General features: G+C 55.5%; 15 protein-coding genes. 5 read left to right on the top strand and 10 right to left on the bottom strand.

Annotated elements, in window-relative coordinates; genetic code table 11:
* Positions 1 to 236: 236 nt before the first annotated feature.
* Positions 237 to 893, top strand: coding sequence for an HAD family hydrolase (locus CUN67_RS06290; protein WP_208717084.1), 657 nt, complete (start codon positions 237 to 239; stop codon positions 891 to 893).
* On the opposite strand, the gene CUN67_RS06285 is transcribed toward CUN67_RS06290, so the two are convergent.
* The 5 genes from CUN67_RS06285 to CUN67_RS06265 form a co-directional block, all read right to left on the bottom strand.
* Complete coding sequence (locus CUN67_RS06285; RefSeq protein ID WP_208714469.1) at positions 894 to 2030, bottom strand: PQQ-dependent sugar dehydrogenase; 1137 nt, start codon at positions 2028 to 2030, stop codon at positions 894 to 896.
* 104 nt (positions 2031 to 2134) lie between these two features.
* Positions 2135 to 2791, bottom strand: coding sequence for a DUF3313 domain-containing protein (locus tag CUN67_RS06280; RefSeq protein ID WP_208714468.1), 657 nt, complete (start codon positions 2789 to 2791; stop codon positions 2135 to 2137).
* Positions 2792 to 2914: 123 nt separating this feature from the next.
* A complete protein-coding gene (locus tag CUN67_RS06275) occupies positions 2915 to 3550 on the bottom strand; it encodes a carbonic anhydrase (RefSeq protein WP_208714467.1) in 636 nt (211 codons plus the stop codon).
* Positions 3551 to 4196: 646 nt separating this feature from the next.
* Positions 4197 to 4430 (bottom strand): hypothetical protein, encoded by a 234-nt coding sequence (locus CUN67_RS06270; RefSeq protein ID WP_208714466.1) that lies wholly within the window; start codon positions 4428 to 4430, stop codon positions 4197 to 4199.
* Positions 4431 to 4916 (bottom strand): DUF2778 domain-containing protein, encoded by a 486-nt coding sequence (locus CUN67_RS06265; protein ID WP_208714465.1) that lies wholly within the window; start codon positions 4914 to 4916, stop codon positions 4431 to 4433.
* A gap of 441 nt (positions 4917 to 5357) precedes the next feature.
* Here CUN67_RS06265 and rimO point away from each other — a divergent pair, with 441 nt between their 5' ends.
* Together rimO and CUN67_RS06255 are read left to right on the top strand one after the other, a co-directional pair.
* Positions 5358 to 6716 (top strand): 30S ribosomal protein S12 methylthiotransferase RimO, encoded by a 1359-nt coding sequence (gene rimO, locus CUN67_RS06260; protein WP_208714464.1) that lies wholly within the window; start codon positions 5358 to 5360, stop codon positions 6714 to 6716.
* A 131-nt stretch (positions 6717 to 6847) separates the two neighbouring features.
* Positions 6848 to 8509, top strand: coding sequence for a methyl-accepting chemotaxis protein (locus CUN67_RS06255; RefSeq protein ID WP_208714463.1), 1662 nt, complete (start codon positions 6848 to 6850; stop codon positions 8507 to 8509).
* A gap of 165 nt (positions 8510 to 8674) precedes the next feature.
* On the opposite strand, the gene gsiD is transcribed toward CUN67_RS06255, so the two are convergent.
* The 5 genes from gsiD to CUN67_RS06230 form a co-directional block, all read right to left on the bottom strand.
* Positions 8675 to 9580, bottom strand: a complete 906-nt coding sequence (gene gsiD / locus CUN67_RS06250) for a glutathione ABC transporter permease GsiD (protein WP_208714462.1) — start codon at positions 9578 to 9580, stop codon at positions 8675 to 8677.
* Positions 9581 to 9589: 9 nt separating this feature from the next.
* The gene (gene gsiC / locus CUN67_RS06245) at positions 9590 to 10510 is read right to left on the bottom strand and encodes a glutathione ABC transporter permease GsiC (protein WP_208714461.1); all 921 of its coding nucleotides are present in this window, start codon (positions 10508 to 10510) and stop codon (positions 9590 to 9592) included.
* 49 nt (positions 10511 to 10559) lie between these two features.
* On the bottom strand, positions 10560 to 12095 hold the full coding sequence (gene gsiB, locus CUN67_RS06240; RefSeq protein WP_208714460.1) for a glutathione ABC transporter substrate-binding protein GsiB: 1536 nt from the start codon (positions 12093 to 12095) through the stop codon (positions 10560 to 10562).
* A 69-nt stretch (positions 12096 to 12164) separates the two neighbouring features.
* Positions 12165 to 14021 (bottom strand): glutathione ABC transporter ATP-binding protein GsiA, encoded by a 1857-nt coding sequence (gene gsiA / locus CUN67_RS06235; RefSeq protein ID WP_208714459.1) that lies wholly within the window; start codon positions 14019 to 14021, stop codon positions 12165 to 12167.
* Positions 14022 to 14030: 9 nt separating this feature from the next.
* A complete protein-coding gene (locus CUN67_RS06230) occupies positions 14031 to 14996 on the bottom strand; it encodes an isoaspartyl peptidase/L-asparaginase family protein (protein ID WP_208714458.1) in 966 nt (321 codons plus the stop codon).
* 227 nt (positions 14997 to 15223) lie between these two features.
* On the opposite strand from CUN67_RS06230, the gene moeA reads away from it, so the two are divergent.
* Positions 15224 to 16459, top strand: coding sequence for a molybdopterin molybdotransferase MoeA (gene moeA / locus CUN67_RS06225; RefSeq protein WP_208714457.1), 1236 nt, complete (start codon positions 15224 to 15226; stop codon positions 16457 to 16459).
* Positions 16460 to 17215, top strand: a complete 756-nt coding sequence (gene moeB / locus CUN67_RS06220) for a molybdopterin-synthase adenylyltransferase MoeB (protein ID WP_208714456.1) — start codon at positions 16460 to 16462, stop codon at positions 17213 to 17215.
* Positions 17216 to 17252: the final 37 nt, after the last annotated feature.

The raw sequence follows: 17252 nt of genomic DNA, 5'->3' as shown, positions 1-17252 counted from the left end.
CCAGCAAGACGCACGTATACCAGAACGCTAACGGTTCGCGCCGGCGAAAAAAACCGTCTGACCGTAAAGTTTTATAGAGTTTATTAGAGTAACCCTGGCACCAACGCCGCTGCGCTGCCAGCTTTGATCTGTCGCCATCTGTGAAAAATTGCGAGAAATTCCGATTTTTCGCAGATCAGTTAAGCCAGTCACAAATTTCCGCTAACCTGATTTCAGTCAGCCTGAGGAGAATCATGATGGACTTAGCCGTGTTCGATCTGGACGAAACCCTGATTTGTGAAGACAGCACCAGCCTGTGGCTACGCTGGCTGGTTTCACAGGGTTTTGCCCCTGCCGATCTGATTAGCGAAGAACAATCGCTAATGACCCAATATCACGCCGGTACGCTATCAATTGAAGAATATATGAATACCACCCTCGCCCCGTTAGCCGGTATGGCAACCATGACGGTATCCGGCTGGGTGCGCCGTTTTATCCACCGCGACATTCTGCCACGGGTCTTTCCTGCCGCGCGCGAACGCATCAACTGGCATCAGCAGCGTGGCGACACCGTGATGATCATTACCGCCAGCGGCGAGCATCTGGCGATACCGATTGCTGAACGCCTCGGCGTGCACGGTGCGCTGGCGATTGGTGTCGAGATTGTCGATGATCGCTACAGCGGCCAGACCTACGGCACCATGACCTACAAGGAAGGTAAAGTGGCGCGCCTGGGCGACTGGAAAGCGTTGCAGCAGGATCATCGTTTTGATCGCACCTGGGCGTACAGCGATTCAATGAATGATCTGCCGCTGCTGGCCCATGCCGATCATGCTTATGTGATTAACCCAGACACCCTGCTGCAACAGGAAGCGCAGCAACGTGGCTGGGAAGTGTGTAACTGGGTGCGTTAATTACCCGCGTGGTGCGCTGGCGCTCTCCGCCAGCCCCACTTTCAGCAGTTTGCCGTTGGCTTCATCGGTCAGCACATACAGGAAGCCATCCGGTCCCTGACGGACATCGCGGATGCGTTCACCACGATCGGTCAGCAGGCGCTGTTCCTCCACCACTTTCTCACCATTCACCTGCAAACGAATCAGGCTTTTTTCCTTTAGTGCACCAATAAATAACGAATTCTTCCACTGCGGGAAACGTGCGCTGTTGTAAAACGCCATACCGCTGATCGCCGGTGATACTTTCCAGTAAAACACCGGTTGTTCTGTGCCCGGCACCTCACCACCTTTGGCTTCCGGTACTTTTTGCCCGCTGTAATCTATCCCCCAGGTCGCCAGCGGCCAGCCGTAGTTTTTGCCTTTTTCCGGGATATTCACTTCATCACCGCCGCGCGGGCCATGCTCACTCTCCCACATCTGCTGTGTCCAGGGATTAAGCGCCAACCCCTGCGGATTACGCACGCCATAGGCCCAGATTTCACCACGCGCCCCCTGGCGTGCGACAAACGGATTATCCGCCGGAATTTTGCCATCGGCAGTCAGGCGAATGATTTTGCCCGAGAGTTTATCGAGGTCCTGCGCGCTGCTGCTGGCAAAGTTGTCACCGAAGGCAATCCACAAAAAGCCCTGCCTGTCGAACGCCAGCCGCGTTCCCAGGTTGGCACCGCTGGAGAGCTTAGGGGTTTGCTCCAGCACCACCTGAAAATCACTCAGCTGGCGGTTATCGTCACTCAGACGACCATACCCCACCACGCCCCCCGCGCGTCCGTCACCGTCGGCGGTGGTATAGCTGAGCCACACGCGGCGACTTTGTGCGAAGTCCGGTGCCAGCACCACATCAAGCAGACCGCCCTGCCGATGCGCCCAGACTTTGGGTACGCCGCTGATGGGTGCCGATACGCCTTTGCCCGGCTGCCAGCTCCGTAACTGGCCCGACCGCTCGGTAATTAACAGGGTGTGGTTATCCGGCAGAAAGGCTACCGACCAGGGATGATCCAGTTTCTCCTGCAACACCTGCACCTGCACATCAGCCGCCAATGCAGGCAGGGAACAACTTAGCGCACTGCCGAACAGCAACGCAGCTTGCAACAATCGCATGGGTTTCTCCTTTTTCACCGTCTGCCGTTAAGGGTAGTCAGCAAGTAAAAAAGGATGTGCAGGATTTACAAAACATTAAGCCCGGCGGCGCACCGGGCAACTTTTTACGGAGCGGAGAAGGAGACGGCATCCCGCACCATCTCATCAATGCCTGGGCGGATGTCATTCAGGGTGATCGGCGTTTCACTGTTCGGCAACGTGCGGCCAAAGGCTTTACGTACCACCTTGATCAGCGGTTTACCGGTTTGCGCATCGACGGCTTCCATCTCAAGGTACAAGGCACTGTTCTGGGTACGATGTCCGGTCGCCGCCATGGTTCCGGCAATCACTGCCCCAACCGGTATGACTTCGTAGAACTGCACGCCCTCGTTTTCACCTGCCACGGCGGTGATGGCTCCTCTCACCACCATGGTGCCAGGGCCTTTCTGCGTCACGAGAGTTTTATGTACCGCAATCCCGTCTTTGAGTTTCTGGTCGGTGTATTGTCGTATCTGATCCAGTGTCTGCTGGCTGATACGCTGCGTCGGATGGGCTGCCGGGTAATAAACGATTGGGGTATAAACGACGTTCGGATACTTCGCGCCATGGTAATCCGGCGATATCCAGCGCATCGTCGGTTTACCACTGGCCGACTCCGCCATGGTTAGCTGGCTGTAATCGCCGAGAAAGCCGGAATATTGTTTTGTATCAGTAACATGAGAGGTACAACCCGCCGCCAGAAAAGCCAGCGTCATTAATGGAATACACAGATGTGATCGCATACGAGAACCCTTGTGTTTAGTGATTGCTTTTCAAGCATAGTGCGGGTAGTAACGGACAGTGAGGAAATTTGAGGAAATGTGAATAATAACCACCTGTGCCTGTAAGCACAGGTGATCAGAGGATTATTCGAAGCAGGTTTCAGGATTATCTGACAGGGAAACAAACTCGTCGCCCCCTTTGGTCAGCGCCATGATTTTGCCGCTCTCAATATCATAAACCCAGCCATGCAAGCGCAGCGTTTTCTTACGCAGCGCCACCGCAACAGACGGATGTGTTTTGATATTGTGCAGCTGCGCGATGACGTTCTCTTTCACCATCTCGTTCAACTTGGTTTCTGGCGTGTCGTACTTTTTGTTTTCCACTACCGCACGCGCGGCATCAGCATAACGCAGCCAGTGCTCCACCGCTGGCATGGTATCCATGCAGGAACATTCAGCGATAGCTTTCATCGCGCCACAGTTGGAGTGGCCGCAAATGATGATTTCGCTGACACCCAGCGCAACGACGGCGTATTCGATAGTGGCAGAGACACCGCCCGGTTCCGGTCCAAACGACGGCACAATGTTGCCGGCATTACGGATAACGAACAGCTGGCCAGGCTCCTGCTGCGTAACCAGTTCCGGCACCAGACGGCTGTCTGAGCAGGAGATAAACAGGGCTTTGGGATTTTGGTTGGACGCCAGGCTTTTGAAAAGATCCTTCCTTTCAGGGAACACATTCTGTTGAAAACTCAGAAAACCTTTGATGATCTCTTTCATTTCTCTGTTCTCACATTATCCACTTCGGCCCCGGCAGTGAGGGATTCACCGTCAGCGACGCACATTTTTTTCTAATATCGATAATCACTTATAAATTCCAACCGGGGATTTAAGCAAAATAGCCTACTGAAGACAACCCCGCCAGCGCTGCGGTTACCCTCGCCCAGCCCGCGACATTGCCCACATCCCGCGTGGTAAGCCGCTTACATAGCCTGGCAAAAAGCCTGACAACTGGCTATACAATTTCTTCCCTTACGCTCGATTAACTGTGACAGATTTTGATTTGTCAGCCTCTGGCTCCCCTGGCGCTACAGCAGACTGAAATAAAAGCCACTCCTTCATTATTTTCAATCTAAGAAAAATGGGGTTTTACCGGCTCGCTAATTAATGCCTTTTCGAGTAACGAATATCGATTACCAGTACAACTACGGCCCAAATAGCAGTCAGCAACACAGAATATTCTGGGATAAAAATGACGAAAAATACACCACCTAAAATAATCGCAGCAAGAGGGATTAGATTACCAAAAAGAAACCCTATCGTCTGAATCACTTTTTTATATAACCACTTCATTTCCTCAACATCTCATTCATGAGAAAAACAACCCTTTTCTAATTACCATGCCTCCATAAATAAAAAATGGATTCTAATCTTTTCTCACCCACAAATTGCAGGCTAAAAATGCCAGAGTGGCTGAAATAAAAACTGATAAGACGACATTAACATAGAACACCAAATCAAGTGTATTATCTACCCCATCCTGATTAAGCCAATTTCCCAGAATATAAAAAAATCGCATCGGAATCACGAAAGAAAGAAGGTTAACAGAACCATAAAAGCAGCCTAAAAAAACCAGGATAAACAGGGCGATTTTCTTCATTCAATATACCTTTATCGTACCGTAGGCTTTCAGCTTACTTCCCGGGATGTTAATCATTGCACCTGCTGCCATCAACCTGTCATGAAGATATCCAAATTGTGCCTGACTTGTAAGGGTGATACAGCCTTCACTCAATCCCCTTGGCCCGATAGGATGCAAGCGGAAACCTCCACGCTTTATACCCTGTGTAAACGTCCAATCATCAATTTTTCCATCATCCCGATAAAGTGCAAACCATTTTGAGCGGTCAGTACTATAGATGTCACGATAGAACATTTCCCTTATTGGTCCAAGAGTACCTCCTGTAGGACGTTCAACAATAAAATAACGTCCTCTGAGCAAAGGTCCAATGTTAGTGACATGCGTCATATCAGGATTATTACGTCCCTCACCCTGCCCGGAAAATGCTCTGAATGTTCCTATACCAGGACAATGCAATGTTGAGAATTCACGACGATTAAGAATGAAATAACAACTGTAGGCCATAACGAATCCTTTTGTTAAGCTTAACTTTTTATAGAGTTACGTAAGGACGATTCCGTCCCGATTTAGAGGGATTTTCATTTTAACCAAGAATACTATTCGCAATAGCAAATTGCGTTCGAAATCGTGAGTTAAACACGATGTAAAGCGCCATAATTACACTGCAAAGGGTAGAATAAATGACATCAATAAAAAATAACTTTTTTCTCAAAACATTATTTGAGTCATATTTTTTCGCAAAACTCCTTATGTATTATCCCAAAACAGTCAACAGACAACCCGAGATGAAAGATAAGCTGCAATTGTTTTTTTTCCCCCTGGTTAGCGCTCAGGGCCAGTTCCCGGCCTCTGCTTATCACTTGATCTGCGCATATAGGAGTATAATTTTCGTTGCTCCATCTGTAGAATCTCGCGCCATTCCTGCTTAGAACCGGAAAATGAGCAATGTCCCATAACAAAACACCTGACAACGTATTGGAAAAGTCGACGACTCTTCCACCTAAAGTAGGATTTATCTCTTTAGGCTGCCCAAAAAACCTTGTCGATTCAGAGCGCATCCTGACGGAGCTGCGTACTGAAGGCTATGACGTGGTCCCACGCTACGATGATGCCGAGATCGTCATCGTCAACACCTGTGGCTTTATCGACAGCGCCGTGCAGGAATCCCTGGAAGCGATTGGTGAAGCGCTGAACGAGAACGGCAAAGTGATCGTGACCGGCTGCCTGGGTGCCAAAGTGGACCAGATCCGCGAAGTTCACCCGAAAGTGCTGGAAATCACCGGACCGCACAGCTACGAGCAGGTGCTGTCGCATGTACATCATTATGTGCCAAAACCGGAACACAACCCGTTCCTGAGCCTGGTGCCGCAGCAGGGTGTGAAGCTGACGCCGCGCCACTACGCTTACCTGAAAATTTCTGAAGGCTGCAACCATCGCTGCACCTTCTGCATCATTCCATCCATGCGTGGCGATCTTGATAGCCGCCCGATTGGCTCAGTGCTGGATGAAGCCAAACGTCTGGTGGAAGCGGGTGTGAAAGAACTGCTGGTGATCTCCCAGGATACCTCCGCCTATGGCGTGGATGTGAAGCACCGTACCGGTTTCTGGAATGGCTCGCCGGTCAAAACCAGCATGGTCAGCCTGTGTGAGCAGCTGGCAAAACTCGGCGTCTGGGTTCGTCTGCACTATGTTTATCCCTATCCGCACGTCGATGATGTCATTCCGCTGATGGCGGAAGGGAAGCTTCTGCCGTATCTGGATATCCCGCTGCAACACGCCAGCCCGCGCATTCTCAAACTGATGAAGCGTCCGGGTGCGGTAGAACGCACGCTGGAACGCATTAAGCGCTGGCGTGAAATCTGCCCGGAACTGACGCTGCGTTCGACCTTTATCGTCGGTTTCCCGGGTGAAACGGAAGAAGACTTCCAGATGCTGCTCGACTTCCTGAAAGAAGCACGCCTCGACCGCGTCGGATGCTTCCAGTACAGCCCGGTCGAAGGGGCCACCGCCAACCAGCTGCCGGACCCGGTGCCGGACGATGTGAAACAGCAACGTTTCGATCGTTTTATGCAGCTGCAACAGCAGATTTCCGCAGAACGCCTGCAAGAGAAAGTGGGTCGCGAAATTCTGGTGATCATCGATGAAGTGGATGAAGAAGGGGCCGTGGGCCGCAGCATGGCCGATGCACCGGAAATCGACGGCGCGGTGTACCTGAATGGCGATCGTCAGGTGAAGGTCGGCGATGTGGTGCGCGTCAAAGTCGAGCACGCCGATGAGTACGACCTGTGGGGTAGCCGCATCTAACCTCCCCTCCTCCCCCATGCCCGTCATGGGGGAATCATTTTCCGCCGAAATTATTTTCTGCCGACAGTAAAGCGCCTTTCTTTTACACCGATAACCTCTGTACACGCCCCTTTTTGCGCAGAGATACCAGGATGCTTAAAAGAATGAAAGTCGTGACCGCCATCATCATGATTCTGGTGGTGTTCACAGCCATGCAGGCCGTTTCCGGCTCCCTGTTTTTAACCTCATTAATTTCAGGACAGCGAAACTTCACCACCAGCGATCAATTGTCTCACCAGCAACGCGAACTGGCCGATGGCTGGCAAACGCTGGTCAAAACCCGTGTCACTATCAACCGCGTCGCCATTCGTATTCTGAAGAAGCAAACCGATGCTGCCTCACTGGCCGCTATCGACAAACTGATAACCGCCGCCGGGGCGTCACTGGATGAAGCGCAGCAGCACTTCACTCAGTATAAGAATCTGCCACGCATCGCCGGGCAAAGTGATGCCGCTGCGACGCTGGTCGAGGCGAAGTTCACCGCCATGGCGAATCTGTTGCAGCAGTCTGCGGTATTCCTTAAGGCTAACGATTATCCTTCCTACGGCAATCTGGATGCTCAGCAGGCGCAGGACGATCTCGAAGACGCCTATAAACAGTGGCGGGCGCAGAATGTCGAGCTGCTGGCGCAAGGCAATGCCCAGAATGAAAGCACTTATCATCGCATGATGGCCATGGTTGGCGTGATGACGCTGGTGGTGCTGCTGATGCTGGTGGCAGTATGGGTGCTGGTGCGCCGCATCCTGCTGACACCAATGAAGTTGCTGCAACAGCAGATGGAACGCTTCGCGGAGGGCGACCTTTCCGGCTCCCTGCTGGTGGAGGGGCGCAGCGAAATGGCCGCACTCGCCACCAGCCTGAACCATATGCAGCAGGCATTGCTCAGCACTGTCAGCAACGTGCGAGATAGCGCCGACGCCATTTTCAGCAGTGTGACCGAAATCGCCACCGGCAATAACGATCTCTCCGCGCGCACCGAACAGCAGGCCGCCTCACTGGAAGAGACCGCCGCCAGCATGGAGCAGCTCACCGCCACGGTGAAACAAAACGCCGATAACGCCCGTCAGGCCTCACAGCTGGCAAAAACCGCCTCCGACACCGCCGATAAAGGCGGTAACGTGGTCGAGGGTGTGGTGAAGACCATGCGCGCTATCGCGGATAGCTCGAAAAAGATCGCGGATATCACCAGCGTGATCGATGGCATCGCTTTCCAGACCAATATTCTGGCGCTGAACGCCGCCGTTGAAGCGGCGCGCGCTGGCGAGCAGGGACGCGGTTTTGCTGTGGTCGCCGGTGAAGTACGCAACCTCGCCCAGCGCAGTGCGCAGGCGGCGAAGGAGATCAAGCTGTTGATTGAGAATTCCGTGCAGCGCGTAGATCTCGGCTCGCAGCAGGTCAGCAGCGCCGGTGACACCATGCAGGAGATCGTCAGCGCGGTTACCCGCGTCACCGACATCATGGGCGAGATCGCTTCCGCCTCGGATGAGCAGAGCCGTGGTATTGATCAGATCGGTCAGGCAGTGAATGAGATGGATCGCGTGACGCAGCAGAATGCCACGCTGGTACAGGAATCGGCCAATGCTTCGGCGTCGCTGGAGCAACAGGCCAGCCGCCTGTCAGCGGCAGTGGCACGCTTCAATACCGGCGCTCGCCAGGTCGCGGCGGTGCTGGTTCGTCCGGCGGCACCGGTTATCACCCCACGGGCGTTAAAGGCCCCCGCCCCTTCCGGTAACGATAACTGGGAAACCTTCTAAGCTGAAAAACGCGCGATAAATCGCGCCGCTACAAACCGCATCCGATCGTTATCGCGTCGCTACAAACCGCATCCGATCGTTATCGCGTCGCTACAAACCGCGTCCGGCCGTAGCGGCGCGATTTATCGCGCGGTTGTGATGCGGTGCGTATTGATACGCACCGGCTTACGTTTTCAGCTTCGGATCCAGCGCATCGCGCAATCCGTCACCCAGCAGATTGAATGCCAGCACGGTGAGGAAAATCGCCAGGCTGGGGAAAATCGCCACATGCGGGGCAATCACCATATCGGCACGGGCTTCGTTTAACATCGCGCCCCATTCCGGTGTGGGCGGTTGCGCCCCCAGGCCAAGAAATGACAGGCTGGCCGCAGTGATGATCGACGTACCAATACGCATGGTGAAATAGACCACAATCGAAGACACCGTACCCGGCAGGATATGGCGCATGATGATGGTCCAGTCCGATGCACCGATGCTGCGCGCCGATTCGATATAAGTCTGATGTTTCAATACCAGGGTGTTGCCGCGCACCAGCCGCGCAAAAGCCGGGATACTGAAAATCGCCACCGCGACAATCACGTTACTCATGCCGCTGCCCATAATCGCCACCACGGCAATCGCCAGCAGTATGCCCGGAAAGGCAAACAGCACGTCACATACGCGCATGGTGATACGATCCCACCAGCCTTCGTAGTAACCCGCCAGCAGGCCCAGCACCGTGCCGATCACCGTACCTATCGCCACCGAGAAGAAACCGGCAATCAGCGAAATACGCGTCCCGACCAGCACCCGGCTAAAAATGTCACGGCCAAGCGAATCCACGCCAAACCAGTGCATCAGCGACGGGCCTTCATTCAGACGATCATAATCAAAATAGTTTTCCGCATCGAACGGGGCAATCCACGGGGCGATAAACGCCACCACGATCAGCAACAGCACAAACAATCCGGCCAGCATCGCCACGTGCTGACGGCGAAAACGCCGCCAGAATTCGCGCCACGGCGTGCGTACCCGGTTCTCCGTCATCGTCGGCATGATTTTCAATGCCGCTTCGCGTCGCCAGTTTTTCATTGCGACTCCTTACCTGTAGCGAATAGCCGGGTTGATCGCCGCGTACAGCATATCGACAATCAGGTTGATCAGAATGAACTCCAGCGAAAACAGCAATACCTCGGCCTGAATCACCGGGTAATCACGCATCTCCACCGAATCCACCAGCAGACGGCCCAGACCAGGCCAGTTGAACACCACTTCCACCACGATCGAACCGCCGAGCAAAAAGCCAAATTGCAGGCCCATCATGGTCACGACCGGAATCATGGCATTGCGCAGGCCATGTTTGACCACCACCAGCGATTCACGCACCCCTTTGGCGCGTGCGGTGCGCATATAATCTTCCTGCATCACCTCCACGAAAGAGGCGCGGGTAAAGCGTGCCATCACCGCCGCCACTGCCGCGCCCAGGGTGATGGAAGGTAAAATATAATGCCGCCAGCTGTCGGCTCCGACCGTGGGTAACCAGCCCAGATCGACGGAAAAAATTTGCATCAGCAACATGCCGAGGGCAAATGCCGGAAAGGAGATGCCAGACACCGCCAGCGTCATTCCCAGACGATCCGGCCAGCGATTACGCCAGACGGCCGAGACGATACCAATCGCCATGCCGAACAGCACCGCCCATACCATGCTGCTCAACGTCAGCCAAAGCGTCGGGAGGAAACGCGTGGCGATCTCCTCGGAAACCGGGCGTTTCGACACCATCGACTGACCAAAATCCCCCTGCAACGCATTCCAGATAAAATGCCAGAACTGCTGGATCAGCGGTTGATCCAACCCCAGTTCCTGGCGCACCAGCGCCACCACCGAGGCATCCGCTTCCGGTCCGGCAATCAGCCGTGCCGGGTCGCCCGGCAACAGATGAACAAACAGGAACACCAGCACCGCGACAATCAGCAGCGTGGGAATCAGTCCCAGTAATCGTTTGAGAAAATAATTCAGCATGCGAAATCCTGCACGGTTATGGCCAGCCCTCACAGGCTGGCCATAAAGGTTACTTCAGGTCGGCCTCATCAAAATTAAATGAGGTATCAGGCATGACGTAAAAACCGCTCAGGTTTTTGTTATTGGCAGAAAGCAGCTGTTCCACCACCAGCGGGATCCACGGATGATCGTTCCAGATACGGTCCTGGGCATCTTTATACAGTTTGGCTTTCTGATCGCGATCGGTGGTTTTCAGCGCATCAGCCAGATCTTTATCCACCTGCGGATTGCTGTAGAACGCGGTGTTAAAGATCGCTGGCGGCCAGGAGCTGGTGGCAAACAGCGGCGTCAGCGCCCAGTCGGCTTCACCGGTAGAGGCTGACCAGCCGGTATAGAACATACGGACGCCGCTCTCTTTCTGGCCTTTGCTCTCCACTTCCGCCGCACGCTGACCGGCATCCATCGCCAGCAGTTTCACTTTCACACCCACCTGCGCCAGCTGCTGCTGCGTGAACTGCAACACTTTCTGCGCGGTGCTGTGGTTGTGTGATGACCACAGCGTGGTCTCGAAACCGTTGGGATAACCCGCTTCTTTCAGTAATTCACGCGCTTTGGCCGGATTGTAGGCGATAGCGGGATACGTCTGCGCGAAGTCGATAGCCGGGGGTACAATGCCGGTCGCCGGGGTGGCATAACCGGCAAACGCCACCTTCGCCAGCGCCTGGCGGTTGATGGCATATTCCAGCGCCTCACGCACCTTCGGGTTGTCGAACGGTTTTTGCGTCACGTTCAGGCTGATATAACGCTGCATAATCGAAGGCGTGGTGACCACATCGAGCTTGCTGTTTTTCTCCAGCAGTTTGGCCTGCTCAAATGGCACCGGGAAAGCAAAAGTGGCTTCGCCGGTCTGCAACATCGCCGCACGGGTATTGTTATCCACCACCGGACGCCAGGTGATGCTGTCGAGCTTCGGATAACCTTTTTTCCAGTAGCCATCCCACTTCTTCACTTTGACGAAGTCAGTCTGGTTCCAGGTGACAAATTCAAACGGACCGGTGCCCACCGGATGGAAACCGATGTCCTTGCCATATTTTTGCAGCGCAGTCGGAGAAATCATCACCGCCGCCGGATGAGCAAGGTTGTTAATAAAGGCGGAAAAAGGCTGCTTCAGGGTGATTTTCACCGTCAGCGGGTCCACCACCTCGGTCATTGCCACGTATTTAAACAGGTTGTAGCGCTTAAGGTGATTATCCGGGTTGCTGGCGCGATCGAGGTTGACCTTCACTGCTTCAGCATTGAAATCGGTGCCGTCCTGGAACTTCACGTTGGGACGCAGTTTGATGGTGTAAGTCAGGCCATCGCTGCTGGCTTGATAACTTTCGGCCAGCACATTGGTCAGCTTCATATCTTTATCGAAACCGAACAATCCCTGATAGAACGACTTCGCCACCGCCTGCGACAAGGTATCGTTGGCATCGTAGGGATCGAGAGTGGTGAAGGTGGAGGCCACGGCAATCACCGCATCTTTGGCCGCCCAGGCCGGTAACGCCAGCGCCGAACTTAATAACCCGGCAGTGATAACCCCTTTACGCATAATGTTGTGCATCGTTATGGTTCTCCTGTAGTCCCTGTCTTAACGCGGCACCGGCCGGTGACGCGGATGAGTTGCTGCTGTTCAGGTGCCGCTGATGGCGTGTCGGGCAACAAAATGTCCCGGTGCCACTTCCTGTAAGGGTGCCACTTCCGGCTCTGCGCCCAGCGGGCGAATCGGGCTGGGGATTTCATCCACCATTAATGCCCGCTCGCGGCGACGGTGTGCCGGATCGGCAACCGGCACCGCGGCCATCAGTTTTTTGGTGTACGGATGACGTGGCTGCTCGAACACCGCCTGACGCGGCCCCATTTCCACGATCTGTCCCAGATACATCACGGCCACGCGATGGCTGATGCGTTCCACCACCGCCATATCGTGCGAAATAAACAGAAACGCGATGCCAAACTCACGTTGTAAATCGAGCATCAGGTTGATGATCTGCGCCTGAATCGACACATCCAGCGCTGAAACCGACTCATCGGCAATCACCACTTTGGGGTTGAGTGCCAGCGCCCGCGCAATGCAAATACGCTGGCGCTGGCCACCAGAAAATTCGTGCGGATAGCGCTGCGCATGTTCCGGCAGTAAGCCAACTCGCTCCAGCAGCCAGGCAACCCGTTTCTCGGCCTGGCGTCGGCTCATCGCCTGATGCACCAGCAGCGGTTCCATGATGGAGAAGCCCACCGTCAGACGCGGATCGAGCGACGCGTAAGGGTCCTGAAAAATAAACTGAATATCACGCCGCAGCCTGGCCAGCGCCCGCCCTTCCAGGGAGTCAATCCGCTGACCATCAAAGGTGATGGTGCCCCCCTGGCTGGCAACCAGCCGCAGCAGGGAACGGCCCGTGGTGGATTTACCACAGCCGGATTCACCCACCAGCGCCAGGGTTTCACCGGCATAAAGATCGAAACTGACCTTCTCCACCGCATGCACGCGGCGCTTAACCCGGTTCAGCAGGCCGCCACGAATATCGAAACGTGTCACCAGGTCGCGCACCTGCAAAATCGGCGGCACATCCAGCCGCACCGTATCCTGCGGCGTTTCCACTTCGGCACGGCCATCACGATGAATTAACGGGAATTTGGCGGGCAGTGGCTGCCCATGCATCGCGCCTAGCCTGGGGACAGCGGAGAGCAGCGCGCGGGTATAAGGTTGCTGCGGATGGTCGAATAATTGCTGCACCGGCGCGCGCTCCACCACATCACCGCGATACATGACCTGCACCCGGTCAGCCATTTCCGCCACCACGCCCATATCATGGGTGATAAAAATCACCCCCATCTGCATCTCTTTTTGCAGCACCCGGATCAGTTGCAGAATCTGCGCCTGAATGGTGACGTCAAGCGCCGTGGTCGGTTCATCGGCAATCAACAGCGCCGGTTTGCAGGACAACGCCATCGCAATCATCACGCGCTGACGCATACCGCCGGAAAGCTGATGGGGATAGCGCGTCAGCACGTTTTGCGCTTCCGGAATGCGTACCAAATCCAGCATATGCCGCGCTTCGGCCAGCGCCTGCTGATGGCTTTTTCCCTGGTGCAGACGGATAGATTCGGCGATTTGCTCCCCCACGGTGAACACCGGGTTGAGTGAGGTCATCGGCTCCTGAAAGATCATCGCCATATCGGCACCGCGTACCCGCCGCATCTGGCTGGCGGACGCACGCATTACATCCAGCAATTCGCCGTTGCGCCGCCGCAGGGTGATGTCACCACTGACGTCTCCCCCCGCCTGCTGAATCAGCCGCATCAGCGCCAGCGAAGTGACCGATTTACCTGAACCGGATTCCCCGACCAGCGCCAGGGTTTCGCCGCGATGCAGATCCAACGACAACTGACGCACCGCTTCGGTGATGCGTCCTTCATGCTGAAAACGCACGTTCAGGTCACGTACCGCCAGAACCTGCTCTGGCGTTAACTGCAGCTGCCGATCCGTCATGCCTGCTCCTTAGCTGTCGCGGTAAATGGCTACCTCAACTTCACCACCAACGTAAGCGAATCCCCGGTACATCCCTTCGCTGTTAAACGGCAGGGCCACATTGCCGTCATAATCCACCGCAATCAGCCCGCCACTGCCGTCCAGCTCCTGCACTTTATCGTGTATCACGTTGGCGCTGGCCTGTTGTAACGTACGTCCGGCGTAACGCATCTGCGCGGCCACGTCATAGGCCGCCAGCGTGCGGATAAACACCTCGCCGGTACCGGTACAGGAGACCGCTACGCTGTCGTTGCTGGCGTAGCAGCCCGCGCCCACCAGCGGTGAATCACCGACACGTCCGGCCTGTTTGTTGGTCATGCCGCCGGTGGAGGTGGCCGCCGCGAGGTTGCCGTGCAGATCAAGCGCCACGGCGCCCACGGTGCCAAATTTACGATCGGGGTCGAGCGGATCGTCGCTGTGGCTCTGCGCGGCACCGTCATGATCCAGCACCGCCTGCTGGCTGCCGAGCGCCCGCTGCAACTGCTCCCAGCGCTCGGGCGTCGAGAAGAAATCGGCCGCCACCATTTCCAGCCCCTGTTGCGTGGCAAACGCTTCGGCACCTGCGCCGATAAACAATACATGCGGGCTGACTTCCAGCACGGCACGCGCCGCAAGGATCGGATTGCGGATATGGTTAACACCGGCCACCGCCCCCACCTCCAGCGTCTTGCCGTCCATAATGCTGGCATCCAGCTCGTGCGTACCCTGATGGGTAAACACCGCCCCTTTACCGGCATTAAATAACGGACATTCTTCCAGCAAACGTACCGCTTCGGTGACCGCATCCATCGCGCTGCCGCCGTCGGCAAGAATTTGCTGACCGGCTGCGACAATCGCCGCCAGTTGCTGACGATAATATTGCTCTTTTTCGGCGCTCATCGCCGCGCGGGTGATCGCGCCCGCTCCGCCGTGAATGGCGATAACTGCTTTAGTCATACCGGTTACCCTGTCAAGGAATCAGAACCAAAAACACTGATTTAGAATGGTTTTCATTATTTTTTTGGCAATTTTCGACTATAGAAAGGCCGTCCAGCCTTGTAAAGCAGAAACTGTGCTGCCGGGTCATAACCTTTTATTGTGGCTTATGCCTTTTGCCCGATGTGACTCGGCGCGTAAATACCACCATAATAGTCGACATCTGAAATAACCAGGATGTTAAGGACATGGAACCCTTTACCGCAGGTTTAATCTCCCTCGAAGACGCGCAGCAAAAAATGCTGGCGCAACTCACCCCGATTACCGACTCGTTGCAGGTGTCATTATTCGAAGCCGACGGGCGCATCACCGCCGCGCCGGTGCTGTCCCCGCTGGATGTCCCACCGTTCGATAATGCCGCGATGGACGGTTACGCAGTACGACTGGCCGATCTCACGTCGGGCAGCGTCTTACCGGTGGCAGGCAAAGCCTTTGCGGGTGTGCCTTTCAGCGGTGACTGGCCCGCAGGTAGCGTGATCCGCATTATGACGGGTGCACCTGTTCCCACTGGCTGCGACGCGGTGGTGATGCAGGAAGAGACCGAACAGCGTGATGGCGGCATTGTGATCACCGCGCCGGTAAAGGACGGACAACATATCCGTCGCAGCGGTGAAGATATCCAGACCGGCAAACAGGTACTGGATAGCGGTATCCGTCTCGGGGCCGCGGAGCTGCCGTTGCTGGCCTCACTCGGCATCGCCGAGGTCAGCGTGCTACGCAAACTGCGCGTGGCGATCTTCTCCACCGGTGACGAATTGCAGGCCGTGGGCACGCCGCTGGCGGCAGGACAGATTTATGATACTAACCGCTTTACCGTGTCCCTGATGCTTAAGCGACTGGGTTGTGAAGTGATCGATCTCGGCGTGATTGCTGATGACCCGGAGCAGTTACGCCAGGCATTTAGCGAAGCGGATCGTCAGGCCGATGTGGTGATCAGCACCGGGGGCGTCTCCGTGGGTGAAGCCGACTTCACCAAAGCGATGCTGGAAGAGTTGGGTGCCATCACCTTCTGGAAACTGGCCATCAAACCGGGCAAACCTTTTGCCTTTGGTCGTCTGGCAAATAGCTGGTTCTGTGGCCTGCCGGGCAACCCGGTCTCTGCGGCAGTGACCTTCTATCAGCTGGTGCAGCCGCTGCTGGCGACCCTCACCGGCCAGAAAACCGTGGTGATGCCACCACGTCTGCGCGCCAGAGCGGCAAAGGGCCTGAAAAAATCGCCAGGCCGACTCGATTTTCAACGCGGCGTGTTCAGCCGTGGCACAGACGGTACGCTGGAGGTGCACAGTACCGGGCCGCAGGGTTCACATGTCTTCAGTTCATTCGCACTGGCAAACTGCTTTATCGTGCTGGAACGCGAACGCGGTAACGTTGAGGCGGGCGAATGGGTGGAAATTGAACCCTTCAACAACCTGCTGGAGGGATAAATGCACGCTGAGCTGAGCGATGAGGAAATGCTGCGCTATAACCGGCAGATCGTGCTGCGTGGTTTCGATTTTGATGGTCAGGAAAAGCTGAAAGCCGCACGCGTGCTGGTCATCGGTCTGGGTGGCCTGGGTTGTGCAGCAGCCCCTTATCTGGCTGCGTCGGGTGTCGGACATCTTACCCTGCTCGATTTCGATACCGTGGCGCTCAGTAACCTGCAACGTCAGATCCTGCATCACGACAGCACCATCGGGATGGCAAAGGTGGATTCCGCCGCACTTCAGCTCGCCGCCATTAATCCCCATTGTTCGCTGGAAACCCTCAATGCGCAGCTCGACGATGCTGCGCTGGCGGCGCTGATTGCGCGCCATGATGCGGTACTGGATTGCACCGATAATGTCGGCACACGGGAGCAGATCAACCGTCTGTGCTGGCAGCACAAGGTACCGTTGATTTCCGCTGCCGCCATTCGCATGGAAGGCCAGCTCAGCGTGTTTACCTGGCAGCCTGACACCCCCTGCTATCGCTGTATCAGCCGTTTGTTCGGCGATCAGGCGCTCAGCTGTGTCGAAGCCGGGGTGATGTCGCCGCTGGTCGGGGTGATGGGGGCCATGCAGGCGATGGAAACGCTCAAGGCGCTGACGGCATTTGGCACACCGGCCACCTCACGATTGCTGATGTACGATGCGTTAAGCGCTGAGTTTCGCAGTATGAAAGTGGCGCAGGACGCGCATTGCGAGGTGTGCGGGGCGAAATAATACGCATTGATCCGTAACGGCGCGATAAATCGCGCCG

Origin of the sequence: Pantoea cypripedii (assembly GCF_011395035.1) — a bacterium.
GTDB classification, from domain to species: domain Bacteria; phylum Pseudomonadota; class Gammaproteobacteria; order Enterobacterales; family Enterobacteriaceae; genus Pantoea; species Pantoea cypripedii_A.
The sequence above is the reverse complement of the archived record's forward strand: the minus strand, read 5'-3'. Positions and strand labels throughout refer to the sequence as shown.